General features: G+C 47.9%; 32 protein-coding genes. 26 read left to right on the forward strand and 6 right to left on the reverse strand.

Annotation, left to right across the window (positions count from 1 at the left end; translation table 11 throughout):
* From ACYSNS_RS13030 to ACYSNS_RS13090, 13 genes are all read left to right on the forward strand, one after another.
* Positions 1-1,497 carry a phage portal protein gene (locus tag ACYSNS_RS13030; RefSeq protein ID WP_461723602.1) on the forward strand — a complete coding sequence of 499 codons (1,497 nt, stop codon included), beginning with the start codon at positions 1-3 and terminating at the stop codon, positions 1,495-1,497.
* Positions 1,494-2,597 (forward strand): DUF2213 domain-containing protein, encoded by a 1,104-nt coding sequence (locus tag ACYSNS_RS13035; protein WP_461723603.1) that lies wholly within the window; start codon positions 1,494-1,496, stop codon positions 2,595-2,597. The genes ACYSNS_RS13030 and ACYSNS_RS13035 overlap by 4 nt, the downstream gene beginning before the upstream one ends.
* Before the next feature lies 1 nt (position 2,598).
* Positions 2,599-3,096, forward strand: coding sequence for a structural cement protein Gp24 (locus ACYSNS_RS13040; protein ID WP_461723604.1), 498 nt, complete (start codon positions 2,599-2,601; stop codon positions 3,094-3,096).
* Positions 3,097-3,110: 14 nt separating this feature from the next.
* A complete protein-coding gene (locus ACYSNS_RS13045; protein ID WP_461723605.1) occupies positions 3,111-4,205 on the forward strand; it encodes a major capsid family protein in 1,095 nt (364 codons plus the stop codon).
* A 142-nt stretch (positions 4,206-4,347) separates the two neighbouring features.
* Entirely contained in the window at positions 4,348-4,716 is a 369-nt protein-coding gene (locus tag ACYSNS_RS13050; RefSeq protein ID WP_461723606.1) for a hypothetical protein, read from the forward strand.
* Between the two features lie 6 nt (positions 4,717-4,722).
* Complete coding sequence (locus ACYSNS_RS13055; protein ID WP_461723607.1) at positions 4,723-5,169, forward strand: DUF4054 domain-containing protein; 447 nt, start codon at positions 4,723-4,725, stop codon at positions 5,167-5,169.
* Positions 5,169-5,576, forward strand: coding sequence for a hypothetical protein (locus ACYSNS_RS13060; protein WP_461723608.1), 408 nt, complete (start codon positions 5,169-5,171; stop codon positions 5,574-5,576). Before ACYSNS_RS13055 ends, ACYSNS_RS13060 begins: the two co-directional genes overlap by 1 nt.
* Before the next feature lie 9 nt (positions 5,577-5,585).
* Complete coding sequence (locus ACYSNS_RS13065; RefSeq protein ID WP_461723609.1) at positions 5,586-5,948, forward strand: phage collar protein; 363 nt, start codon at positions 5,586-5,588, stop codon at positions 5,946-5,948.
* Positions 5,949-5,950: 2 nt separating this feature from the next.
* Positions 5,951-6,484, forward strand: a complete 534-nt coding sequence (locus ACYSNS_RS13070) for a phage gateway protein (protein WP_461723610.1) — start codon at positions 5,951-5,953, stop codon at positions 6,482-6,484.
* Positions 6,481-7,977 carry a DUF3383 domain-containing protein gene (locus ACYSNS_RS13075; protein WP_461723611.1) on the forward strand — a complete coding sequence of 499 codons (1,497 nt, stop codon included), beginning with the start codon at positions 6,481-6,483 and terminating at the stop codon, positions 7,975-7,977. Before ACYSNS_RS13070 ends, ACYSNS_RS13075 begins: the two co-directional genes overlap by 4 nt.
* 139 nt (positions 7,978-8,116) lie before the next feature.
* Complete coding sequence (locus tag ACYSNS_RS13080) at positions 8,117-8,566, forward strand: phage tail fiber protein (RefSeq protein WP_461723612.1); 450 nt, start codon at positions 8,117-8,119, stop codon at positions 8,564-8,566.
* Between the two features lie 3 nt (positions 8,567-8,569).
* Positions 8,570-9,043, forward strand: coding sequence for a hypothetical protein (locus tag ACYSNS_RS13085; protein WP_461723613.1), 474 nt, complete (start codon positions 8,570-8,572; stop codon positions 9,041-9,043).
* Between the two features lie 69 nt (positions 9,044-9,112).
* Entirely contained in the window at positions 9,113-11,026 is a 1,914-nt protein-coding gene (locus tag ACYSNS_RS13090) for a phage tail tape measure protein (RefSeq protein WP_461723614.1), read from the forward strand.
* 3 nt (positions 11,027-11,029) lie between these two features.
* Here ACYSNS_RS13090 and ACYSNS_RS13095 read toward each other — a convergent pair whose 3' ends face one another.
* A complete protein-coding gene (locus ACYSNS_RS13095) occupies positions 11,030-11,809 on the reverse strand; it encodes an OB-fold protein (protein ID WP_461723615.1) in 780 nt (259 codons plus the stop codon).
* 233 nt (positions 11,810-12,042) lie between these two features.
* A complete protein-coding gene (locus tag ACYSNS_RS13100) occupies positions 12,043-12,855 on the reverse strand; it encodes an OB-fold protein (RefSeq protein WP_461723616.1) in 813 nt (270 codons plus the stop codon).
* Between the two features lie 142 nt (positions 12,856-12,997).
* On the opposite strand from ACYSNS_RS13100, the gene ACYSNS_RS13105 reads away from it, so the two are divergent.
* Positions 12,998-13,585, forward strand: coding sequence for a hypothetical protein (locus ACYSNS_RS13105; RefSeq protein ID WP_461723617.1), 588 nt, complete (start codon positions 12,998-13,000; stop codon positions 13,583-13,585).
* On the opposite strand, the gene ACYSNS_RS13110 is transcribed toward ACYSNS_RS13105, so the two are convergent.
* Positions 13,582-14,376, reverse strand: a complete 795-nt coding sequence (locus ACYSNS_RS13110; RefSeq protein WP_461723618.1) for an OB-fold protein — start codon at positions 14,374-14,376, stop codon at positions 13,582-13,584. The genes ACYSNS_RS13105 and ACYSNS_RS13110 overlap by 4 nt on opposite strands.
* Before the next feature lie 112 nt (positions 14,377-14,488).
* Between ACYSNS_RS13110 and ACYSNS_RS13115 the strand changes: the two genes are divergently transcribed.
* Complete coding sequence (locus ACYSNS_RS13115) at positions 14,489-14,833, forward strand: hypothetical protein (RefSeq protein ID WP_461723619.1); 345 nt, start codon at positions 14,489-14,491, stop codon at positions 14,831-14,833.
* 3 nt (positions 14,834-14,836) lie between these two features.
* Here ACYSNS_RS13115 and ACYSNS_RS13120 read toward each other — a convergent pair whose 3' ends face one another.
* Positions 14,837-15,613, reverse strand: coding sequence for an OB-fold protein (locus ACYSNS_RS13120; protein ID WP_461723620.1), 777 nt, complete (start codon positions 15,611-15,613; stop codon positions 14,837-14,839).
* Between the two features lie 89 nt (positions 15,614-15,702).
* Positions 15,703-16,917: a hypothetical protein gene (locus ACYSNS_RS13125; protein ID WP_461723621.1), complete on the reverse strand. Its 1,215-nt coding sequence runs from the start codon at positions 16,915-16,917 to the stop codon at positions 15,703-15,705.
* Between the two features lie 73 nt (positions 16,918-16,990).
* Between ACYSNS_RS13125 and ACYSNS_RS13130 the strand changes: the two genes are divergently transcribed.
* From ACYSNS_RS13130 to ACYSNS_RS13170, 9 genes are read left to right on the forward strand one after another with little or no spacing between them, the layout of a single operon-like run.
* A complete protein-coding gene (locus tag ACYSNS_RS13130; protein ID WP_461723622.1) occupies positions 16,991-17,566 on the forward strand; it encodes a phage baseplate protein in 576 nt (191 codons plus the stop codon).
* A gap of 4 nt (positions 17,567-17,570) precedes the next feature.
* Positions 17,571-17,882 (forward strand): phage baseplate plug family protein, encoded by a 312-nt coding sequence (locus ACYSNS_RS13135; RefSeq protein WP_461723623.1) that lies wholly within the window; start codon positions 17,571-17,573, stop codon positions 17,880-17,882.
* Entirely contained in the window at positions 17,875-18,699 is an 825-nt protein-coding gene (locus ACYSNS_RS13140; protein WP_461723624.1) for a baseplate hub protein, read from the forward strand. The genes ACYSNS_RS13135 and ACYSNS_RS13140 overlap by 8 nt, the downstream gene beginning before the upstream one ends.
* On the forward strand, positions 18,696-19,391 hold the full coding sequence (locus ACYSNS_RS13145; RefSeq protein WP_461723625.1) for a Gp138 family membrane-puncturing spike protein: 696 nt from the start codon (positions 18,696-18,698) through the stop codon (positions 19,389-19,391). The genes ACYSNS_RS13140 and ACYSNS_RS13145 overlap by 4 nt, the downstream gene beginning before the upstream one ends.
* A 3-nt stretch (positions 19,392-19,394) precedes the next feature.
* The gene (locus ACYSNS_RS13150; protein WP_461723626.1) at positions 19,395-19,742 is read left to right on the forward strand and encodes a hypothetical protein; all 348 of its coding nucleotides are present in this window, start codon (positions 19,395-19,397) and stop codon (positions 19,740-19,742) included.
* Positions 19,735-20,940, forward strand: a complete 1,206-nt coding sequence (locus tag ACYSNS_RS13155) for a baseplate J/gp47 family protein (RefSeq protein WP_461723627.1) — start codon at positions 19,735-19,737, stop codon at positions 20,938-20,940. The genes ACYSNS_RS13150 and ACYSNS_RS13155 overlap by 8 nt, the downstream gene beginning before the upstream one ends.
* Positions 20,937-21,611, forward strand: a complete 675-nt coding sequence (locus tag ACYSNS_RS13160) for a DUF2612 domain-containing protein (protein WP_461723628.1) — start codon at positions 20,937-20,939, stop codon at positions 21,609-21,611. Before ACYSNS_RS13155 ends, ACYSNS_RS13160 begins: the two co-directional genes overlap by 4 nt.
* Before the next feature lie 10 nt (positions 21,612-21,621).
* The gene (locus ACYSNS_RS13165) at positions 21,622-23,394 is read left to right on the forward strand and encodes a DUF2793 domain-containing protein (RefSeq protein ID WP_461723629.1); all 1,773 of its coding nucleotides are present in this window, start codon (positions 21,622-21,624) and stop codon (positions 23,392-23,394) included.
* 8 nt (positions 23,395-23,402) lie between these two features.
* Positions 23,403-24,038, forward strand: coding sequence for a hypothetical protein (locus ACYSNS_RS13170; protein ID WP_461723630.1), 636 nt, complete (start codon positions 23,403-23,405; stop codon positions 24,036-24,038).
* Between the two features lie 78 nt (positions 24,039-24,116).
* On the opposite strand, the gene uraH is transcribed toward ACYSNS_RS13170, so the two are convergent.
* A complete protein-coding gene (uraH, locus tag ACYSNS_RS13175; RefSeq protein ID WP_461723631.1) occupies positions 24,117-24,527 on the reverse strand; it encodes a hydroxyisourate hydrolase in 411 nt (136 codons plus the stop codon).
* A 127-nt stretch (positions 24,528-24,654) separates the two neighbouring features.
* Between uraH and ACYSNS_RS13180 the strand changes: the two genes are divergently transcribed.
* Together ACYSNS_RS13180 and ACYSNS_RS13185 are read left to right on the forward strand one after the other, a co-directional pair.
* Positions 24,655-25,320, forward strand: coding sequence for a lysozyme (locus tag ACYSNS_RS13180; protein WP_461723632.1), 666 nt, complete (start codon positions 24,655-24,657; stop codon positions 25,318-25,320).
* On the forward strand, positions 25,317-25,571 hold the full coding sequence (locus ACYSNS_RS13185) for a hypothetical protein (RefSeq protein WP_461723633.1): 255 nt from the start codon (positions 25,317-25,319) through the stop codon (positions 25,569-25,571). Before ACYSNS_RS13180 ends, ACYSNS_RS13185 begins: the two co-directional genes overlap by 4 nt.
* Positions 25,572-25,582 lie beyond the last annotated feature (11 nt).

The raw sequence follows: 25,582 nt of genomic DNA on the forward strand, positions 1-25,582 counted from the left end.
ATGTGGCCATTCACCCGCAAGCAGCCAGTGGAAACGCAGGTTGCGCCGACACCGGCTGTCGAACAACAAACCATTCCGCTTTTTTCCACCCATATGCTGGGCAGCGAAGGCCGCCAAGCACTGGAAAGCGCGCTTGAAAATATCGATTTTCACCAGCCCGCACCCGCACATCATGGCTTTACCATGGATGGGCGCGACAACAATTTTCTTGAAAAGACACGGTTTTCCGATTGTCCTGAAACCCTGCCCGACGCATTGACCGGATGGTATGCGGCGCAGTCTTTTATCGGCTATCAACTTTGCGCCATTCTGGCCCAGCATTGGTTGATCGACAAAGCCTGTTCCATGCCAGCGCGCGATGCGGTGCGGCAGGGTTTCCGCGTGTCGCTGCCAGACATTACTGCATCACAGGACAGCACCCGCATTGTCAGTGCCATTGAAAAAGCCAATAAGCGCTTCAACCTTGCGGCGCAAATGGAAGAATTTGTGCGCATGGGCCGCATTTTCGGCATCAGGCTGGCGCTCTTTGATGTGGAAAGCAGCGACCCCGATTATTATGCCAAGCCATTCAATCCCGATGGCATTACCGCGGGCAGCTATAAGGGCATTCGCCAGATTGACCCGCATTGGTGCTCGCCAGAACTGGATGAGGCTGCTACCAGCGACCCAACATCACCGGCTTTTTACGAGCCAACCTATTGGATCGTCGGCAATAAGCGCATCCACCGTTCACATCTCATCATTTTCCGCAATGCAGAGGTGCCCGACATCCTCAAACCTGCCTATAATTTTGGCGGGGTGCCGGTGCCGCAGCGCATTATGGAGCGGGTCTATGCGGCGGAACGCACCGCCAATGAAGCCCCGCAACTGGCCCAGTCCAAGCGCATGATGGTTTGGGGCACAGACCTGATGACGGTTTTAACCAATCAGGAGCGTTTTGCCGAGCATATGCGGGTATGGACGAACTATCAGAACAATTTCGGTGTCAAACTGGTCAATAGTGATGATGTCATCCAGCAATTTGAAACCTCGCTTGCCGACCTTGATAGCGTGATTGCCACACAATACCAGATTGTGGCTGCAGCATCCCATGTGCCTGCTACCAAGCTTTTGGGCACCGCGCCCAAAGGGTTCAATTCCACCGGTGATTATGAAGAGGCAAGCTATCATGAAGAGCTGGAAAGCATCCAGACCCATGATTTGGAACCGTTCTTGGAGCGTCATCATCTGGCACTGATGGCATCGGAAATTGCACCTTCATTCGGTCTGCCACCCGATACCGCCATTGCGGTGGATTGGGAAGCGCTCGATAGCCCGACAGCAAAAGAATATGCCGAAATCGGCGAGGTTCTATCACGCACTGATGCTAACCTTTTGGCCAGCGGTGCCATTACCGCTGCCGATATTGCCCGCCGCCTGAGCGAAAACCCGATGAGCGGTTACGCGCATTTAAACACGGCCGCAACCCCAAAAAACCAACAGAAAGACCCCGCATGAGCAAGCGCCATGAAGATATTAACGGCTGGTTCGAGGTGAAAGACAACCCGATCAGCAAGGTGGGGGTGTTCGACTATTCCGGCGCACAGATTGGCGCGGCTGACCCAAACCGCATCTATCGCGTGTACCGGCCGGCAGAAGAGCTTTCCAACCCTGAAACCATTAAAAGCTTCAAGCTTTTGCCGATTGTCGATGACCACACCATGCTCGGCAACGAGATGGACGGCATGACACCGGCAGAACAAAAGGGCGTGGAAGGCGTGATTGGCGAAGAGGTCTATTTCAAGCACCCTTATCTTTACGCCAATATCAAGGTGTTTTCTGAAACATTACGCCAAAAGATTGAAGCCGGAAAAATCGACCTTTCCGGCGGCTATCGCTGTTTTTATGAATTTACCCCTGGCACATTTGAAGGCGAACCCTATGACGCCATTCAACGCCAACCCCGTGGCAACCATCTGGCACTGGTGGACGAAGGCCGGATGGGCTCGGACGTGGTGGTTTTGGACCACCTGACATTTACCGTTGACGCAAAGGACAACACCCCCATGGACAAACAAACCCTTATTGCCGCGCTGCAAGCAGCCCTTGCCGCTTTGAGCGAGGGCAAGGCCCTTTCACAGGATGAGACCGAAAACCTCGCCGCTGCCGTTGATGCGCTTTTGGAACCCGCCAATGACACATTGCCAGCCCCCGCAGCACCGACATCGGAAGATGACGAGCTGGTGGACACAACTCTTGACGATGACATTGTACCGGCTGCGCCTTCGCTTGATGACGACGTGATAGCGCCGGCGATGGACGCCCGCCATTTCATTGCCGAGATCAGCGCCCGTGACCGTTTGGCAACCGGCCTTTCCAGCATTATCGGCACCTTTGACCACTCGGCCATGACGGCTGATGATGTAGCACTTTATGGCGCCCGCAAGCTTGGGCTGAAATGCAAACGCCGCAATGCCCGCACCGCTGTCAGCGCCTATCTTCTGGGCATGAGCAAGGGTGGCCTCAATGCCGCCTATCCAAGCACGGCTTTTGACAAGTCCGCTTCTCACCATACGCAAAACGCTTCCTTCCTTACCCGCTATCTCACAGGAAAATAATATGTTTCAAAACCAAGTTGAAAAGAATTTGGCCTTCGGTCTCGTTGGCGAATTGGCTTTTGATGGCCCGACCGTCGCACAAAGCGCCATTTTAAAATCGGCCAATGCAGCCAACAACATTGTGGGCCGCGCCTTTAGCGTGTTGAGCGGTGCAGCCGCCACTGAAGGTGGCGGATTGAACGTGCAGGCGGGCGGCAACGGTGTTTTTGCCGGTATTCTTAGTATGCCGAAATCCTATGCGGGTGCCGACCTGACCCCGACCTTGACGCTCGACAACGGACAGGCTGTCGAGCTTGTGCTTTCCGGCGAAGTCATCGTTGCGACGGATGCGGCAACCAAGGTCGGCGACATTGCCTTTTATGACATTGCAAGCGGTGCGCTTTCTTTCGCAAGCCCCGGCACAAAAACACCGGAAGGCAAACTGCCCGTGCCCAATGCGGCCATCCATTTCTATACCACGGACGGCGCTTCCGTTGCTGTGCTGAAACTCAATAATTAAGGATCAGAGTTATTATGAAAGAATCCCAACTTCATTCGCATGTCGCGGGTCGCGCCGTTAAGCCGCTTGCCATGTCAGCACGTGACTGCCGCGATTATGGTGCGCTTTCGCATATCGGCATAACGCTTTCAGACCATAATGTGCGTGCCATGATGAGTGCGAGCGACAGTGCCAACCTCACCACACGCCCTTCCATTGCCACACCGGTGCAGTTTTTACAGGGCTGGCTGCCGGGCTTTGTTGAAATCATCACCAGCGCACGCAAAATCGACGAGCTTGTCGGCATTGACACAATCGGCGCTTGGGAAGATGAAGAAATCGTCCAGGGCATTAAAGAACCGACCGGACAGGCGCCGCTATATGGCGATATCAGCAATATTCCACTCAATAGCTGGAATGCCAATTTTGAAACCCGCACGGTTGTGCGTTTTGAAAGCGGCTTTCACGTTGGCCGGCTGGAAGAGCTGCGTTCGTCCCGCATGCAGCTGAATTCGGCGCAAGAAAAGCGTAACAGCGCCAGCTTGAACCTTGAAATCCAGCGTAACCGTGTTGGTTTTTATGGCTATAATAATGGTGAAAACCGCACTTACGGCCTGCTCAACGACCCGGCCCTTTTGCCTTACCAGACATTGCCAAAAGGCACATCCGGCAAAACCACATGGGATGGCAAAACCTTTCTTGAAATCACCGCCGACATTCGTGTGATGATGGCATCTTTACGCAAACAGTCGGGCGACACTATTGCCCCTGAAGCCACGCCGATCACTTTGGGCCTGCCGACATCGGCTGTCGATTATCTTTCTGTAACGTCGGATTTCGGCATTTCGGTGCGCGACTGGATCGCCAAGGCCTATCCTTCCATGCGTATTGTTTCCGCACCGGAATTTGAAAGCGCCAATGGTGGTGCCAATGTGGCCTATCTTTACGCCGAAAGCGTGCTGGATGGTGCATCGGATGGCGGGCGCACCTTTGCCCAGAGTGTCCCGGCAAAATTCCAGATGCTGGGTGTCGACCAAGGTGCCAAAGGCTATACGGAAGATTTTTCCAATGCCACCGCCGGTGTGCTGGTCAAGCGCCCCTATGCCGTTGTGCGTGTAACCGGCGTTTAACTGTTGGAGACAAAAGCCCGTGAGCGCAGATCCGTTTTACCCCGATCACTGATTTGCTCTCACGCTTTGCTTCGCTGCAACGCTCTGTCCGCAACCCGCGCCACCCATTTCGAGACATGCTCTTGAAAAAGAAGGAACCTCCATGTCCTATTATGTTTTTTCCACCCTTGCCGCCGATGTTTCCTATGATGCCTACCGCAAGGGGGCGGGCGATCTGCCGGTCAAGTCATCATCCGTCACCATTAAAGGCGGCACAGGCATTGCCGATGCCCGTTTGATGACACCGCATGGTGCCATTGCGACCCGCGTAAGCGACGAAGAACTGGAAAACCTTACCCAAAATCCTGTTTTCAAAGCCCATGTGGAAAATGGTTTCATCAGCATTTTAAAGTCGGAAACCAATGGCGAAGTCGCAGCCGCCGATATGGTGAGCCGTGATGTCAGTGCCCCATTGGTGGATGCTGATTTTGATGCCGACAAAGCCCCCACCACACGCCGCAAAAGAAAGTAGGCGCCAATGAACCATTGCCTTGATATCGGTGTTTTCCGTTGCCGCTTTCCTGAATTCGAAAAAACCGAAGATGCCGTGATTGCCCGATATTGGGAAATCGCAGACATATTCATCACCGCTGAAGATGGCCCGCTTCTTGATGGCAGAGCGCTGCAACTGGCGCTGGAACTCACCACCGCCCATTGTCTGGCGCTAAACGACGGTGGCACTCAAAGCGCTGGCATTCAGGGCAATGGCGGTGGAAAAACCGGTTTCGTCTCTCGCTCTACCATTGATAAAGTCACGGTACAATTTCAGCCGCCCTCTTTCAAAGATGGTTTCGACTATTGGGCCAATGCAACGCCTTATGGCCAACAGCTTTTGGCGCTGTTGAAAGCCAAAAGCGCGGGTGGTTTTTACATTGGCGGGGCGCATGAACGTTGCGCCTTTCGTAAAGCCGGCGGTGGCTTTTAATGGCTGCGCAATCAGCTTTCAGCCTTCTGAATCAGCGTTTAAAAGATCTTCAAAAGCTGAAACTGGAAGTCATTATTGACAAAAACAAGGTTGGGCCAAATGGCAAAAACCTGCAACAAACAGCCCTTGAACAGGAACTAGGCAATCAAAAAAAGCCACCCTGTGCTTTTTTGCGCACCAGTATAGAAACACATAAAAGCCAATGGCTGAAAAGTTTTGCCGATGCTAGCCAAATGGTTATGCAAGGCAAAACAGACCCGCGCATCATTTCACAAGAGCTATGGAAAAAAGTTACCCATGACCTGGCAAACGACACACGCCGGTTTGCGGACAATCTTCGCCAAAGCGATGAGAGTTCTGCCAATATTATCAATGCGATTGCAGATTCTTTTGAATCAGAACCGTAAAGCCAAATCATGACACAAAATCTCTTACAGATGGCTTTACAAAGCCTTCCTTTCCATCAAGTCGATTATTGCGCATTTGAAAAAAACCAGTTGATGGCCGATGGCTCACTGGTGCCCCTTTATGCTCCGCCTGTGCCGCTAAAAGGGCATTTCCAGCCGCTGCCTTCTGCGCAAAAACTGGCGCTTGGGCTGACGCTGAAAAGCAATTATGCGCGTTTTTTTGTGTCCATAAGTGCTTTGGGCATTGCCAGCGATCGCGCACAAGACCGCATTGCCTATGGCGGCAGGATCTATAGCGTTACCGGCGAAACCGACTGGCTGGCGCAAGATGGCTGGAAAGAACTGTTCCTGACCGAAATCGACGAAAGCTGATCATGACTGACAAGCAAATTTATGCTGCCCTGATTGAGGTTCTCAAATTGGGTTTCCAAGCACGCACGTTGAACCATGTTGTGGTGTTGCGCGGCTATCAACCTCACGCGCAAGGGCGGTTGTCCGCGCCAAATATCCAGCTTGTCAAATTGTTCGACACCCGTATCGGCCAGCCATTTAAAACCAATCTCTACAGGCCGGATAGCCAAGACTTTCTGCATCGTGAGATCCAGCAAATGGAAAGCACGTTTCAGGTCATGGCTTTCATGCAGGAAGATGCCAAGGACGAACAATCGCTGACCGCCTCGGATCTATGCAATGTGGCGGCCAATATTCTTGCCCATGACGACACGCTGTTCACTCTTGGCAAAAAGGGCCTGCGTCCTGCCCGTTTCAGCCCCATCCGCACCCCACAATTTGAAAATGAAAAAGGGGTTTATGAAGCCAATCCCTCTTTCGATCTTGTTTTAACGCACCGGTTTATTACCGAAAGCGTTGCCCCTGCTGCTCAAACCCTTGAAGGAAAATTCGCATGACAATCAATATCAAGCGATATGTCGACATTACCTCTGGCGTCGGCGGTGGCGCTGCCACCCGCCAGCGCGAACTTATCGGCCTGTTGTTTACCTCCAACCCACGTGTTCCAGTGCGCACGACCGTCGAGATGGAAAGTGCTGCCGATGTGGCCTCCTATTTTGGCGCGGAGAGCGTCGAGGCAAAACGCGCCTTTTTCTATTTCGACTTTATCTCGAAAACCATCACCCGCCCGCGCAAAATCTCTTTTGCCCGCTATGTTGCTGAAAATGCACCGGCAGCCATATTTGGCGGCCGAGCTGATAATATCATGGCCAATTGGCAAGCTGTCACCTCTGGAACGTTGAACCTCGTACTTGACGGTGTGGAAGCAAATCTGAGCGGACTTGATTTCTCAACTATGGTCTCATTGGCTGATGTTGCCCTTCGCATTCAATCTGCTTTGCGCGATCAGGCAGGTCCATTTGCCAATGTTGAAGTCAGGTATGATGCCTTGAAAACAGCTTTCAATTTTACTGCAAGTACTCCCGGTCAGGCAGACTTAACCATCCACAGCGGCGGCAGCAACAGCATTGCTGCAAGGCTCGGTTGGGTGGGCTCTCAAGTGATCGTGTCAAGTGGTGCTATGGCCGAAGAGCCGGTAGATGCATTTTTGCGGACAGCCGAATATAACAACAATTTCGGTTCCTTTGCTTTCATTGATGCGCTCAGCGATAGCCAGATTGTCGCTGTTGCACAAGCAAATAGCGGCCGCAATGTTGAATTTATGTATTGCGTGCCCACCAATGATACCAATGCACAGGTGCTCAATGCAGCTCTTATCGATCTTTCCGGCGTCTGCTTGACATTGGTTCCCACCCCGCAAGAATATGACGAGATGGCGCCGATGATCCTGTTGGCCTCGACCGATTACGACCGGCGCAATGGCACACAGAACTATATGTTTCAGCAGTTTAACCTCACAGCAAAGGTGGAAATCGCTAAGGACGCTGATTATTTTGATGACCTGCGTGTCAACTATATGGGTGTTACACAAACAGCCGGTCAATTAATCAAGTTTTATCAGCGCGGTGTGATGACCGGTCTTGCCACCGCACCGGTGGACATGAACACCTATGCCAATGAAATGTGGTTCAAGGATGCAGCGGCTTCGTCACTCATGACTTTGCTTCTGGCCATGCCAAAAGTTTCAGCCAATGCTGACGGCCGCGGACAAGTCATTGCCATTATGCAAGACGCCATTGACCGCGCCCTTTATAACGGCACAATCAGCGTTGAAAAGCCCATCGGTATTGCGCAAAAGCTTTATATCGGCCAGATGACGGGTGACCCGGAAGCATGGCGCCAGGTACAATCTGTTGGCTATTGGCTGGATTGCGACATGAAGTCAGTCACCACAAAAGATGGCCGCAGCGAATGGAAAGCCACTTATCTGCTGATCTATTCCAAGGATGATGTCGTGCGCAAAATCGAAGGCACACATACTCTGATCTAAAGTAATATCATGGCGCTCATCTAAAGCAACATCGTTGTTTTGCTTTCCCCCATCCCTACTCATTTTTGACACACTCAACCGGAAGGCCGTTGTGCCTTTCCGGTTTTTTCTCCCGTTCCCCCAATAAAGGAATTAAACCATGGAAGATATTTCCGGTTTCGGCCTCAAGGTGCGCCTTGTTGCCTCTGACACGTTTCCAGCCGGTGTCACCCTCACACAATTTGCCGATGACGCTGACCCGTTCGACATCCCTTCTCTGCAAGTGCGCGACAAAGCCATGGGGCTGAATGGCGACCTCGTCTATTGGTCAAAAGCCAATCCCCTGATTGTTACCCTCAACATGATCCCCGCTGGCAGTGATGACCGTAATATGGAAATTCTGGTGGAAGCCAACCGCGTTGGCCGCAACAAGTTTTCCGCCAAGGATGTTATCACATTGACCGGCATCTACCCCGATGGACGCACCATCACCCTGTCAAACGGTGTGATTACCGATGGCACGGTGGCTAAATCGGTGTCTTCAAGCGCCCGTATGAAATCCACCGCTTATGTTTTCGCCTTTGAAGCTATGGCCCGCACAGGAGTATAAACGATGCTGTTAGAGCCTAAGGAAATTGCTATCAAAACTCAGGATGACGACGGCAAAATCTTCGTCATCTCCAAATTTCCGGCGGTACAGGGCCGCGAGATTATTGCCAAATATCCGACAAGTAATATTCCAAAAATCGGCGACTATGCAACGTCAGAAGAGACAATGCTGAAACTCATGGCCTTTGTCGGCGTGAAGGATGAAAACGGCAATGTGCTGGCGCTCACCACCAAGGAACTGGTCAACAACCATGTACCCGATTGGGAAGCATTGGCGCGGCTTGAATGGGCGATGATGGAGTATAACTGCTCTTTTTTCGGCAAAGGGCTGAGCTCCGGTTTCTTAGAGAGTATCAGCCAGAAGGCCGTTCCGTGGATTTCCCGAATATTGACCCTTTTATCGGAACAATTGTCGAAGCCGGCAAAGCAACCCTCTACGAACTCAAAACACTCTACACACTCGAAGACGCCTTCATGATGTGGGAGGTCATCCAGACCTCCCGTTTCAATGAATGGCTTGCGGTTAAAAAACAGAAGTGACCATTCCATGAGCCTGATTGAAACATTCACCATTCTTTTTCGTGCTGATACAAAACAAGCCGAAGATAGCTCAAAAAAGCTCAATGAAAATTTGAAAACCGTAACCCACAGCGCACAGGCTGTCGGTCAGGCTTTCAAAGGTGTGGTGCAACGCACAACAGAAATGAACGGCGTTGTTGAGCGCTCAACCCGTCCGCTTGCCGACACAGTACAAACTATTGGAAAAGGCCTTTCATCGGCGGCACAAACGGCAAAGCAAAGTTTTCAGGATGTCGGAAGTGCCGCAAGTGAGACAGCTCAGGCTTTAGGAAATTCTTTTAGTGCTGCCGTTGATAGCGTCGGTCATGCGATTGCTTCTGTCGGAAACGGCTTTCATACAGCCTTGAAAAGCAGTATGGCCAAAACCCTTCCGCAGGTGAAAGGCTTTGCAAAGGATTTAAGCACGAGCTTTGGCAACACTGTCTCTGACATAACGGGTGATGTCACAAATTTGTTTTCATTTAGCGGTGCGTTTAATGCAGCAATGCAACAAGCTGATCGGCTTGATGCATTGGGAAAGATTGCCACGCAATCACGGATTGGGGTAAAAAATCTTGACCTGTTGTCGCGTGCCGCGCGAAGCCTAGGGGGCGATGTCGGTGGAGCGCAAAAAGACATTTCCAACTTTGCCAATTCCGTTTCAACAGCACTGGCGGACAAGGGAAGCAACGCTGCTGCTATCTTTGATAAGCTTGGTGTGTCGCTTACCAATCAAAACGGCAAGATTAAAAACACCGGCAAGCTGATTGGTGAATTGTCGCAAAAAATGCGCAATATTGACCAGCCCCAGAAAATGCAAATGTTGAATGGCCTTGGCATTCAAGACCCCGGCATGCGCAAATATTTTATGTCGACCGGTAAAACCCAAAAACGGGTGATGAGCGAGCAAAAAGACAATGGATCTGTCACCCAAAAACAAGTCGATATTGCTCGCGAATTTAAACAAGTACAAAATGAGCTTAAAGATACCATAAACGATGTCGCAACCGAGCTTTTCAACACTCTTGGCCCTGCACTCACAGAAATTTTCAAACGCCTGAAAAACTTTGTCAGTTTCGCCAAAGACAACAAGATTGTCATGGTGGCGTTTTTTGGTGCATTGGCCATTGCAGCGGCAAGTTATGCGGTGTCGATGGGCGCAGCCGCCATGGCCACACTGGCCGCCACTTGGCCTATTCTGGCAATTGTCGCTGCCGTGGCGGCTCTTGGAGCTGTCATTTATGATGTCACCCAATTTATGCGCGGTCAGCCTTCCGTTTTGGGCGACCTCGTTGCAAAATACCCTGCATTGGGGCAGGCAATCGCCAAAATAGGCGAAGCATGGGAAGGGCTAAAAGCCAGAGCAGAACCCGTCATCAACTTCTTCAAAGCCGTGTGGGGTATGATCACTTCTGCATGGAGCGGCGACATGGAAGGCATGAAAAAATATGCCTTCGATGCACTTAACGCCATTAAACAATATTTCCTAAATATCTGGAACGACATCTCTGCCATTGTTGGTAAAATCGTTGATTGGATTCAAAAACAACTTTGGAAAATGCTGCCGGATTGGGCAAAACGCTGGTTGGGGGGTGAAGGTGATAACAAGCGAGCGGAAGTTGCAGCTGAAGAACAACGACAGCAAACAGCTGAAGCGAGCACTGCGGCTGCACAACAACATTTACAGCAGGTTGGGCAAACCAATGTTCCAGCCAATGCGGCTGAAATTGTTAAAAATCAGAACATCGAGAACAATAAAAATACTAATGTGCAAGTAGGTGAAACTTATATCAATGTTCAAACGACAGCGCCTGCAGAAACAATTGAGCGAGAACTTAAAAATAGAGATACAAAATGGATCAATAGAACCATCTCGAATCAAGATGATTCAGTTATAAGATAACAGTCAGGGCAAATGATATAACTGCTTAGCTTCCGCGTAAGATTTTTGATATTCTGATGTCTCGCTTACTTTTCCACCATTTGGTAATATTTTTGTATATTGGCAATTACTGAATGTCTCCCACGATAAGCAAGCAGAACCATTAGGAACAAACTGTGCTGCATATTTATAGAGATAAATTTTACCAGCTGCAGTTCCATTATCATTTTTTATAACTATGTATTTATCGATATTCTCTCGATTAAGAAAAGCTTTGGTAATTTTTTCCGCCTGTTTTTCTTCTACCAACAAAGACCCTTCGATCGGTGCACAGCTTTTCGCAATAGGAATAAAGTCTCCAATGACCCCCCGACAACTCAGATTAACCACATCATTCCTCTTAAACAATGCTGCGATGTCTGCATATTCAAGATCTAAATAAGCATCCATATCACCATGCTTAAAATTTGATGTATCAAATGTCACTTCAACGTGCTCTGGAGTGGCAGCTACAGCGGAAATTTTTCCTACTATTGTCAGAGACAGATTACTGTATTCTTTTTCTGCGGCTAAATTATTTTCATCAAAATCATCCGCAATCGCTTGTGCAGTGTATTTCGGCAACTTTACTTCATCCAAATTTTTAAAATTGAATTCAGATTTATCTTTTTTGGAAAGATATATTTGAATCGCGAGAAACGTGTTGATAGCTTTGAACTCCTTCTCCTCAAGGCTCATTTGTGCCGAGGCGGAAGAAAGTGCAAAACCTGAAATTACAACCATTGCCATTAAGCGTTTCAGCATCAATATTTCCTCAAGTATCCATACGACTATGGTGAATGGTTCTTTTTTTGGCAAGCCTTTTTGTTGCGCACACGGAATTAAAGAATATGTTTATGAAGAACGCACTGGAACAATTGGTAAAATGCGTATTACCCGCTATTGATCAAACAAATCTGTCAAATTAACGTATGCCGATGTCAAGGAAGTGCCGCTCGCAATTAAACACCAACTAATTTCGATGATGGTGTGAAACGTTAATCCAGATGGTAGAAAGACTTACCTTTCTTGAAAGCATCCTTATAAGCTGCACTATCTAATATGGCATCTGATTTTTTTTCGTCAGATGTTTCTACAAAAATTGAACAATCCATGAATGTATTTATATCACTGCACTTAGTATCAGCGGGATAAATACTTGCATAAAAAGCTTGCATAAAAAGCTGCAAAGGCGCTGATGTGCCATTTTGACCAGCGATCAAAGTGGAAATATCATTGCCCGCCAAAAAATTATTCACAACCAAGCCCGCTGCTTTTTTCAAATCAGTAGGCATTTCAGTGGCTTCTTGGCATTTATAAAGATAGATCATCGTCGGTTTACTTGCACCTTCACATTGAAGTTTAATTTGCTTACCAACATCATAAGCAGCCGCCTGTTGTGCACCCGAATTTGTCAATTGCGCTACCGCTAATGGAACGTTGTGTTCCGTGCCAATGAGATCGATCTTTACACTTCCATTTTCAGCACGCGAAACACTATCAACAATACCAGAAACATTGAACACTGCATCTTTATATTTTTTTTCTGCTTTCAGTTCATTTTCATCAAATTCTTTAGAAATTGCAGAAACACTAACCTCATATTGGGCCTTCTGTGCTCCGGGGATATAAAAAAGCGTGTTTGGTCGCACTTCTTTACTTAATGAATACAGTACAAAGTCTAACTCTATCGTCGTTTTAAGATATGACTTAACCTTATCACTATCAAATTCACCAGCGTGGCTGACAGACGACCCAAGAAAACAAGCAAGTGATAAACTGATAGTTGTTAAAAGTCTTATGGCACTCATCTATCATCCTCTTATATTGCATTTAGCAATTGTTACCCAATCATGCAGAAATATTTTCTGTTTAACAAGATGTAACCGCGCATCATAAACAAGATTGTCATAGTAGCTTTTTTGGGTACCATAGCTATTGCCACGGAACTTTATGAAGTCTCTATGGGAAGGGCTAAAAGCCAGGGCAGAACCCGTCATCAACTTCTTCAAAACCGTGTGGGGTATGATCACTTCTGCATGGAGCGGTGACATGGAAGGCATGAAGAAATATGCCCTTGATGCCCTCAATGCCGTTAAACAATATTTTCAGAATGCTTTGAATGACATCTCTGCCATTGTTGGTAAAATCGTTGATTGGATTCAAGACAAATTGTGGAGTATGTTACCTCCCTGGGCACAACGCTGGCTTGGCAGTGATGGCGATGTTAAACGCGCGGAAGTTGCAGAGAAAGAAAAACAGAAACAGTCTGCATCAGAAAGTGCTACTATCGCCCAACAGCAGTTGAAACAGGTTGATCAAAACAATGTTCCTGCCAATGCTGCTGAAATAGTAAAGAATCAGAATATCGAAAACAACAAACAAACAAATGTAACGGTTGGCTCACCTAATGTTGTTATAAATGCACAAGGCGATTCAGTACAAGGCGCCAAAAATGCAGCTGACAAATTCGGCAATCTACTAGAAGAAAAAATATATAGCAAAACCATCCAAGGAATAGATGATGCACGACAAAATTAATCTTTCCATTTCAATTTCGGTAAATGGTATTTTTGCATAGATGATTCATATGCATTCTTAAATTCTGTTTGATTAAAAAGATTATCTGGAAAAAATTGGTTGGGATCACAACTTTCAAATGTTGAAAATTCTAAACACGGAGAATTATCCGGTGCGTATTGCGTTATATATTTTAGTGTAAACAAAAACAAGTGAGCGTTTCTACCTTTTATTGTAGTCATTTCGTTTGAAATATCGTCACCGTTCAGAAAATGTTGAGCAATTAAATCCCCTGTTTTTTCAGCTACATTTTTTTCTAATGGCAAAATTATGCACCCCATTAAATTTGGTTCTAAATCTTTTATTATTCCGCCTGAGCAATTTAATGCAATCTGATCCCCTGATTTATATTTTGTGATTTCATCAATCATATCAGATTTCAAAACAGCATAGAGCAAAGTAGGACTAACGTCTCTATTATCAAATAGAATTTTTATATTTCCATTTAATTCTTGACGAACCCTTGCTATTTTTCCTTCAACTATCATATCTATTTTTTTATACTTTTTATAAGCAGCTAACTCATTTTCATAGAAATCTTTTGATACATCATCTGCTTTAATAGAATTTTTCGTCTTCGTTATTGCTGGAAACTGATAGTCACTATCACCATTTTTTAAATAAATGAAAACTTGAGAAGCTATATAAGTAGAAAGCATTTTTTTTTCTTTCTCCTCGAGGCTCATTTGTGCCGACGCAGAACAAAGTGCAAAACCAAAAATTACAACCATTGCCAACAAACGTTTCAGCATCAATATCTCCTCAAAATCACTTGGCAGCAACTATGCAAAAACAAACCACCTCTGGCAACATATAAACCGTACCTCTACTCAATAGAGAACAGCTTTTAATCATGCTTTTCATTTGGCAAAGCGCTGGCGTGAAGGTGACGGTGATGACAAACGCGCGGAAGTAGCCGCAGAAGAAAACCAAAAACCGATCGCCGAAGCGAGTGCTGCGGCTGCCCAACAACGTTTAAAACAGGTTGACCAAACCAATGTTCCCGCCAGTGCGGCCGAAATAGTAAAAAATCAAAATGTCGAGAATAACAAGGAAACCAACATCACTGTAGGCCCTACAAACGTGACTGTACATACGACTGAAACAGCACAAGCCATTAAAGATGCTGTAAATCAAACAACGCAAAAAGCTCTAGAAAAAGGCACGCGCAACATTGCTAGTGGCTATGATGATGGAAGAATGAATTGACCATCAAGGGAGATGATAACGCTCTTTTGCCTCTATATAGACTTTTCTATATTCAGGTGTTGCACTTACCTTGCCGTTATTGGGTAGAAAGTCTGCATAATTGCATTTACTAATAGTATCGACACTGAAACAAGGCGAGTTATCGGGAGCAAATTGAGCAGCGTATTTTTTTACAAATAATGCGGCCGCTTGCGTTTCTCCCTTTTTATCTGTGACATATTTATCGATATTCTCTCCATTAAGAAAAGCTTTGGTAATTTTCATCGCTTGCTGTTCGTCTACCAACAACCCCCCTTCTACTGGCGTACAATTATTCGCCTCCGGCAGACCATCAAAATACACACCGCGACAAGCAAGAGATAACTCTGTTCCCTTCGACAAACTAGCTCCAACCTCTGCAAAATCATTGTTCATTTGAGCATACATATTGCCGTGTCTAAAATTAGCCGTATCATAAACTATCTGTATAAAACTTGTCTTTTGACTAACTCTCAAGACTTTTCCTGACAAAATCAACGCTTCATTTTTGTATTTTTTTTCAGCTGCCAAATTATTTTCATCAAACTCATCCGCAATCGCTTGCGCAGTATATTTCGGCAACTTTACTTCATCCAAATTATGAAACACAAAATTTGAATCTTTATTTTTTGAAAAAGATATTTGTACTGCCACAAACGTATTGATCAGCTTGAACTCCTTCTCCTCCAGGCTCATCTCTGCCGATGCGGAAGAAAGTGCAAAACCAGAAATTACAACCATTGCCATTAAGCGTTTCAGCATCAATATCTCCTCATATATTATTACCGTATACCATTTAGACAGCACACAACGAATCCAGCAAATGGGCACAACGGATTATGAAACAAACCTTATCCCGCTGCGTCTTGCATGAGTGTTTTGCAAAGTTTATCCAGACTGACTGAAAGGCCGGCTGAGGTGAACAGCATTTTCTGACCATTTTCGATTTGGAGAAGCATCCGATAGTCACTCAATTCCAATTGCGTGACTTCAGGCCAGTTAAAACGAAATCTTTGCTTGGCATCCTCAAATACGAGCGACTGACTGGTAATGAGAATGCGGCCCGTCGCAATGACATTCAAGCGTTCAGGATCGGTATCCAAGAGCGAAACCATATTTTCGACGACATATAGATCTTCGTCAGTGTTAGGGAGATAATCATATTTCGCAGCATTCAACGCTTGTGGAATGTCATTTTTTGTCTTTCCCTTCTTCGCTTTGGAAGTCTTGTTGTTTGACGACGTTTGGTGAGCCTCGGGCTTGTCGACGGTGATACTGTGTTCGACGTTTAAACGTGCTTTTTCTTCTGCTTCATTCAAAAGACTTTGAACCGTCTCCGACTGCGACTGTCCTTCAGCCTCGTCATAAGGCCGAGCAACATAGTTGCCATCACGGACAAGAAAGACAATCGTATAGAAGTAAGGATCAGTCTGCTTGATCTTGAAATGGATCAACTGGCCATCCCGAAGGGTGATATTCATGGCATCGGACAAAAGCTCACTGTTTTCAGCATCAGCCCATCGCATACTAAAGACCATATCCTCACCATAGAAAATGAGTGATTTGGTCGTTGCCATAAGCCGTCCAATCCATTTTTTGTCGTAAGACTTACCCGAGGGCAGCAGCACTTCCTGCGTAAAGGTGACGTCATCCTGAATAGCCATGCACAACTCTTTCACATCATCTGTCAAAGCACGGTCAATGACTGTACCCGGGATGCGGTTAAGGGTGCCATAGCGGTCTATCAATTGCTTTGATACCTTATCGGATGCCTCGATCAATTTTTTCAATGCGGGTTGCTGCGGCAACACTTGCCACGCGGCACCGCTATTCTGCCCCATTTGATAAGAAGCGGAATTTGGATTGGTCAATTTTTTATTGCCGGTGATACGCGCCACCTTAAACAGCATGAGAAATCCGACCGCAAACATCAACATTGCAGCCATGAAGGTCGAAAATGATCCTTGTTCAATGCTCTGGATGAGGCCGCCCATGCTGCCGAGAATAAACATACAGCCAAATAGGGCACACACTGCTCGGATAACGACCAAACTATACAGCTTCATAAATCATCAATCCCGTTTTTTCTTTCGTTTGCACTATGCAAAACACAACCACTCAATACAAGAGCAAACAGATATGTCCAAAACCTATGAACGGCTTGAAGAAGCTGCATTAAGCCTTGGCGGCCCGTCTTCGGCGGCTGATCGGGTTTTTATCATGGAATCCGACGGTTATGGCCAATGCTTTCCTGACGCCCGCCCTCTGACGTTAAAGGTCAATGATCAGGCACGTATGGCCCAACATCCTTTGGAAGATGGCTCAACCATCACTGACCATCTGGTGATTGACCCAATTTCGATTGAAATCGCCATGATCTTCATTCATGGCTTTCGCGATACGCATGCCCAAATAAAAGCGGCTTATGAAGAAGGTCGCTTGCTGACCATTCAAACCAAAACACACACCTATCCCAATATGGTCATTACGGCATTGCCGCACGACGAAACAACGGATTACTGGGATGTCATCCTGGTCAATCTCAAGCTTGAAGAAGCACGTTTTATCACACCGGAACAAGGTATGCTTGGGGTGAGTGACGTTGTGAATAGCAGTGATGCTTCGACATTGAACCGCGGGTCGCAACAATCGTCGCCAAGCACAGCCGGTGAGATTTCAAAAGTCCTGAGTATTTATCAGGCGGCAAGGTTATAGATTCATGCGCACATTGAACCTTACATCGCAACCAAGCCAGTCATTTTCCGTCAGGCTTGATGAAAAGCGTTTTACTTTGCGCATAAAGGAAGCGGTTGGCGTGATGCTGGCCGATATTGATTGTGAAGGTGAAACGCTTATCAAAGGCACACGTATTTTGGCAGGCGAACCGCTCATTCCTTATGATCGTCTTGAACGCGGTAACTTTATTCTCTTGACTGAAAACGACGCTTTGCCCGAATGGCGGGCTTTCGGCAAAAGCCAGACGCTCGTTTATCTTTCAGCTCCCGAAATTGCGGAGCTTCGTCATGGATAAAATCGATTTTCGCAGGTTACGAATTTCCATAGAAGTTGACGGTATCATGAAAAGCTATGAGGGCTTGCAGATGACCGCTTCAGGCGAAAAAACGGCAAATCCGATCGAAAACTCCTGTCAGGTGGAAATATTCAATCTGGCACGCGAAACGCGCAACTATCTTCTGACCGAGACGAGCCCGTTTAATGAAAACCGCACCCGCAAGCGTATTGTTGTGGAAGCTGGACGCCAAAGTACCGGTCTGACACAACTATTTATGGGAGACATCACCTCTGCCACGCCATCGCAACCACCCGATATCGGTTTGCAGATGGAAGCACGCACCGGCTCCTACATCAAAGGCAACCTTGTTGCGCGTTCCGGTGAAGCGCAACAGCCTTTGTCGGAAATCGCCCGCATGGCCGCAGAGGATGCCGGTGTCGGACTGGAATTTGAAGCCACCGACAAAAAGATTTCCAACTACGCCTTTACGGGCGGCGCATTGAAACAGGTCAATCAACTTTCCGATGCCGGCAATGTCAACGCCTTCATCGATGATGATGTTTTGGTTGTCAAAGACGCGAACAAGCCACGTGGAAACCGCAGGCGCCTGTTAACCAAAGACAGCGGAATGATAGGTATTCCAGAAATCACGGAACAAGGTGTCAAAGTTCAATTTCTGTTTGATAATGAAACGGTGGTTGGTGGTGAACTGGTCATCAAAAGCGAGCTTAATCCCGCGGTAAACGGTGCCTATGAAATCTTCAAGCTAAGCTTCGATTTATCATCGCGCGATACCGCCTGGTACTACACCGCAGAGGCTAAAAGACTATCATGAGCAATAAGAACACCAAACCTTCCATTGATCCTGCCGATAGCGGATCCTTGGAGGGGCTACTGCGCCATGCCTTGAAAAAACAGGCGCAAAATACCGATGGTATGATGCCGGCACGCGTGCTTGGCTATGACCGCAAGACAAACCGTGTCAAGATTCAGCCTTTGGCAAAAGTACAGGGAACCGATGGCCAGGTGCTATCACGTGCGCCCATCGCAAGCATCCCGGCCTATCGCTTTGGGACGAATGGCGCTTTGATGTCTTTTCCAATCAAGGAGGGCGATGTCGGCTGGGTGATGGCTGGTGACCGCGACATCAGTCTTATCGAACAGAGTGAATATGACGAACAGCCGCCCAATACCAACCGTATGCATTCATTTTCAAATGGAATGTTTTTTCCCGATTCATTGAAGCAGTGGAACATTGACGATGAGGATGTCGACAATACCGTAATCGGCAATACCGACGGCAGCGTTAAAATTTCTTTTGGCGGCACCGAGCTGAAGATCACCAGCGCGCAAAAGGTCACGATCGACGCACCGGAGACCGAGATCATTGGCAATGTCCGTATTAAAGGCACCTTGAATGTCGAAGGCGGCATATTCGGTATGGATGGCCTTTCTTTTGAAAAACACCGGCATGAAAAGGTGCAAAGCGGGCCTGACTATACCGGCAAACCCAATGGCGAGGCATAAGATATGACACGTAGTTTTGCCGTTGACGAGCGCAATGATCTGACAATCGGTGCAGATCGTAAATTACAGGTCATCGATGATCTTTCGGCTGTCTTGAATGTGTGCTGCCATGCAGCAAAAGGCATTCGCAACGAGATGATCTATGCCCAAGGGCAAGGCCTGCCAGACTTCCAGGCGGTTTGGGTCGGCAGTGCCAACCTGACGGCATGGGAGGTTGCCTACCGTGCGCGCATCAAAAGGATCGCACAGGTGACATCTCTTGAGACCCTATCGACATGGCGTGACGGCGACACAATGAGATTTGCCGCAACAATCAAAACAATTTACGGCACAGGTGAAATTCATGGCTGACTATCAATATCTTTCCAATAATGGTGTCATCGTGCCCGATACTGCTGAAACACTGGAGGCTGTGCGTGACGAGTTTCGTAGCGCCTTCGGGCGTGACCTTGATGTTTCGCCCGAAACACCGCAAGGTGTGCTGATAACGGCTGAAACCAAAGCGCGCGATGCTGTCATCAAAAACAACGCCTCTTTGGCCAACCAGATAAATCCCAACCTCGCAGGTGGAATATTCTTGGATGCGATATGGGCATTGACCGGTGGCAAGAGGGTTGCAGCTATGCCGTCTGTCTTGCGTGGTGTGGTATTGACCGGACGGCCAGGTACGGTGGTCAAAGCAGGTATACAAGTGCGCGCTGGCACGGACGGGCCGATCTTCGAACTGACCGGAAGCCTTATTCTCAACGCCAACGGTCTGGCCCATGGCACATTTCAAGCTTTGGAAAACGGCCCTATAGCCGTTCAAGAATCCGCTCTCGATACAATTGTCACACCGGTTTTGGGACTAGAGACCGTGACCAATCCGCAAAGTGCGGAAGTTGGGCGTGCTGAAGAAAGCGATCAGGCGTCAAGATTGCGCCGCCGCAACACATTGGCTTTACAGGGAGTAGCATTGCCCGAAGCGATTATCTCAGGCCTATATGATAAAACACGCATCAATGGTGTAAAGTCGCTTTCCTTTCTTGAAAATGTAACAAATGAGCCGATGCTTGTTGAAGGGGTGACCTTACGTCCGCACTCTGTCTATGCCTGTGTTGATGGTGGGCGTGATGACGAGGTGGCAGCCATGCTACTCGAAAAGAAGAGTCTGGGATGCGGCTGGAACGGCCAAATCAAGGTCGAGATACAAGAACCGCTCAGCGGGCAATTTTACCCCGTGCAATTCGACCGGCCAGAGCGTGTGACCATCTGGGTCAAGGCAACCATACGCAATATCAAAGCGGTGGCCGATCCAAGTCGCACGGCACGCGAATCCATGCTTGCCTATGCCAATGGCGAGATGAATGGAGAACAAGGTTTTGTTGTTGGTGGCGATGTATCAGCCTTTGAATTGGCGGGGGCGATAAACCGCAATACCCCTGCCCTTTATGTAACCAATATCTTGGTTTCGCAAGATGGACAAAACTATTCCACCGAGGAAATCCGTATTGCTGTCAATCAGATAGCAATCCTGCAGACCGGAACGATCGAGGTGGTTGTCACATGAACACGACCCAGAAATTCGATTTCTCCGTTGATCTGCTTAAAGCACTGCTTTGGCAATATGACGATGCACCGCGTCTGCAAACATTGTTGCGAAAGAAAGACGTCTGGTATGAAAGTCGGCATCGCCAATTTTGGCAAAGCTGGTATGCCGATGTCTTCAATCTGGACACCGCAAACGATTTCGGACTGAGCGTCTGGGCTATCATTCTTGATGTTCCTTTAACAGTGGGCATTGAAGGCAGCGGCGCCCGCACAGTCTGGGGCATGGGTGAATTCAACGGCAACTTTTCGCGATGGGATGGTGAGAGCCATAAATTCGGTACCAATTTTGGACGCGATGGCGATGCCGTTATCGGGCTCAATCTGCAACAAAAACGACTGATCTTGAAGCTGCGCTACTATCAGCTGATTTCACGTGGTTCAGTGATCGAAGTAAACCGCTTTCTTTATCACCTGTTCGGCGAAGGTGTTTACGTCCTTGACGGCCTTGATATGACGTTCAGCTATATATTCCGGTTTGTGCCACCGGCGCAGACCATGTTTGTTCTCGAACAGTTCGATCTCCTGCCACGCCCCGCCGGTGTCGAACGCAAAATACGCATCAAGCCTGCCGAAAGCTTTGGGTTCAAGCCTTATTATCTTAATTTTGACAATGGCAATTTCCACGACTGAGGATCACTAAATGGACTATCCTAAATTTTTCCGGTTTCCGTTTGCGGCAACCGGTGACAAAACCGCTATTCCTGACGATGTGCAGCAAAGCGGCGGCATAAGCTATGCAGAAGGTTATGGTTTCGACTACGAACGGAACCCTGCAACCGACCCGCAGGCAAAACGCATTGAACGCGATAAGATGAACCAGATTCATCACGACATTACCGCCAATGTGCAACAATACCAGCTTTATGGTGCCCCATGGTTTTATGACAGCGCCGCCAATGGCAATAAACCTATCGCTTATGCAAAGGGTGCCCAAGTCCGTTACAACGATGGAAATGGTGAGAATAATTACATTTCTCTGATTGATAACAACACCAATCTGCCAAGCGATACCAATAGCTGGTTCAAGTTTGACCCGTCGATCAAGACACCTATAAACCAGCTGAACACGCCTGCTTTTGTTCCTGTTGTCAGCATGACGGAAACGACACCACCGCTCAAACCTGTTATGGGTGAAAGCTATCTTATTCCCGCCGCTGCCACGGGGCACTGGACCGATAAACGCGGCCAGATAGCTGAATGGAATGGACAAAACTGGATCTATACGACTGCACCCAACGGCCACGCCGTCGGATTGCCTAACGGCGATATTTATTCAAAGGTTGGCAACCAATATTGGCCGCAAATTGCGCTGGATAACCAGTCCGGCAAATGGCTTTATGCTGAAGCAACTGGCAGCACAGACGCTTTGACGGCGACGCTGACACCAAAACCCATGGGCATATGGGCTGGCATGTCACTGCGGCTGAAGGTGACAACCAAGAATAACGGCGCAGTCACCTTAGACCTGAATGAACTCGGTGCCAAAAAGATCGTTTATCACGAGAATGGCGAAAGTCTTGTTGGCAACGATTTTCAGGTGGGAGACGTTCTCGATCTTATCTATGACGGGAAAAATTGGCGCTTACAACCGACAATCGCCTATCTCGACAAGCGTTATTCCCGTCTCACCGAGCCGCCATCACCCAATTTCTATGTTATAGGCCCGACAGGCAACGACGGTAATTCTGGTTTATCGGCAACTCCACAAGAAGGTTTTGCCACCATACAAGGGGCCATTAACGCGATTAGTAGTCGCTATCTGACCCGAAGCACCGTCACAATCAATGTTTCTGCCGGTACGTATGATGGTTTCAGCATCGTCGGATCGCTCGTGCAGAACTGGCAGATCGTCGGTAATCCCAACAATCCGCAATCGGTCTTGATCTCTGCTCGTGATGTGGCGGGTAAAAACGTCCGTGGCTGCGTTGTATATGCTGGAAGTGTAAGGATTAAGGGTATGGCTTTCCGTGCCTATTATGAAGGAGCTGCCGCGTCTGGTGGTAATTTGAGTATCCACGATTGCTCTTTTGAGCTGTCACCGCAAAATCCCGTTATCGGTGCCTATAGATCACAGGTCAGTCTTTTCGATACGATAACCTTTTCCGGAACAACAAGCACCCATGTCTTTTCCCTATCCCAAGGCGGATCGCTTGTGTTTGGTTATACCGATATCATTACGTATACACCCGTTAATGTTCGCTATCTTGCGGGCACGTCCTGCGGGCAAAATATGTATTTGGACTCGTCGTCGACCGCTATCATCAATCCCCGATCCTGTACATTTACCGGCACGTTGAATGGTCGGCGTTACAATTGCAGCACCAACAGCGTTATCCTTACCTACGGCGGCGGTGAAGGTTATCTACCCGGCACACAAGCGGGTGTTTTATATTCCGGTGGACAAATCAGTTAGGAAAAAACATGAAGGTTTATACACCTGAAAATTGGTATTGGCAGGCCAAGGACGGACGGATTTATTCCAGTCTGAAACAAGCCATTGTCAAACCAAAAGACAAAGAATTTGTTGCTTGGCAGGATTTAGCCAATCTTCCTACACCTTGGCCAAAAGATAATAGCGGCGTAGAAACCGACGCAGCTTTGGCGGATGTACTTGCGCCCTATGGCATGCGGCTTTACCCTCCGACATTGGAAGAAGCAAAGGCCAGATTGCAAGGAGCTGTTGATCAAGCTGCCGAAGATCAACGAAAGCGTTACATTACCGCTGGCGAAGGGCAAACCATGACATATATGGAAAAGGTCAATCAGGCAGCGAGCTATTCGGGAGCCTATGCTGCATATCTTGCCCGCCCAGAAACGACGCCTAAGCCAAATGATGCCGAATATCTTTTGCTCCAGGCATCGATCGGCATTGATGGCAATACACTTTTGGAAGTGGCTGAAACGGTCACCTACGCTTACACTGAGTGGCAGCAGATAGGAGCTGCCATCGAAGCGACACGCCTAAAGGCTAAGGCTGCAATCGACAAGGCAGCAACGACTGAAGTCGCCGAAGCAATTGTGCAATCTATCGTCTGGCCGAATAGTTCGTCAATTTAGTAAATACGCCGGTTGCATGGTTTAATAACCAATTCATCCGGCGTAACCGTATGCTGTTTAAAGTTAAGCAAAACGTGCTTAATTACCGCGATAAGTCGAATAGCCAAATGGGCTTAGAAGAAGCGGAATATGATAGTGCTTCAACGTTCCATCAGCGGTAAATATGACTGGAACTTCAGGGAAAAACGTAGCTGCCTTATGTGCTTTAAACCAATCGCCGGTCTTGAAGGTAACACGGTAATTTCCTGGCTCTAACGTCTGACCTTCAGGATAAAGCGCCGTTATCCGGCCCTGTTCATTGGTTACGGCTGCATTCATCATGTCCCATTTGTCACCATTCTGCTTTTCCAAGGTCACACGGATGTCAGGCGATGGCAGACCGTCTTGTAGATTAAGCACATGCACACTTAACGGATTGTCAGCGGCGCTGGCCGTAACGCTCATCAAGGCCATAAATAGACCGATGAGAAACAGTTTCAATTTATTCATGATGGTGTCCTCGTTTATCTTCAAGTGAGATATGGCGGCGCTGCTAAAAGGCAAGCGCCTTCGCCGATGGTTACAAAACAACTAAGCGCGGCTCAAAACATCATAGACATTTCTCCAAGGAAACGTAATGACACGAAAAATAGATAGTACTGGCCTTGCCCATATCAAACAATGGGAAGGCCTGAGAACGACAGCCTATAAGGATGTGGCAGGAATCTGGACAATTGGCTATGGCCATACGGCAGCCGCCGGAAAGCCAGCTCCCAAACAAGGATTGAAGGTAACAGAGAAACAAGCGGAGGAAATCCTTGCGCAAGACCTGAACCAGTATGAAAAGGCCGTAGACGCAGGTGTCAATGTGACCCTTAACGACAATCAGTTTTCAGCGCTTGTATCGTTCACCTACAATGTCGGAATTGGTGCGTTCCGCAAGTCGACGCTTTTAAAAAAATTGAACAAAGGCGACTACGATGCTGTCCCGACCGAAATGATGAAGTGGGTCAACGCCGGCGGAAAGCGGGTGCAAGGATTGGTAAACCGTCGTGCCGCTGAAGCAGGCTTATGGGTCAAAGGCAACTATGTTTCTTCCGGCTATCAAACATCGCAAACAGCCAAGAACAATCCACTATGGAAGCCGGAAGTCCTCGGCCCCGTTATCGGGGCCGCATCGGGTCTCACTGGTTTTGCAACCGGCACCGGGCCTTTCCAGTGGGCGTTGGCCGGCGTGATGATCGCAGCCGCAGGCACCGGCATATGGTTTTTCATAGCGCGTTTGCGTGAGCAATCGCGATGACACGAACGCCGCTAATTGCCGCCACTATTATTTTGGTTCTCGCCGCCTTTATCGGTGGCTTTTTTTATGGCCGTTCTTACCAACACACATCCATGTTGGAGAACACTGTGCAAGCCTTCCAAAATCGAGAAGCTATAGACCATGAAACTTCACTTCTTTCCACTCTTGATGCTTGTATTGCCATTGGCGGGTTGCCAAACGAATGCGCCATCCTCTTGCGCGGGCTGGACAGTACCACCAAGGGCAAATGACCCTGTACACA

This window comes from Bartonella sp. LJL80 (genome assembly GCF_054871565.1).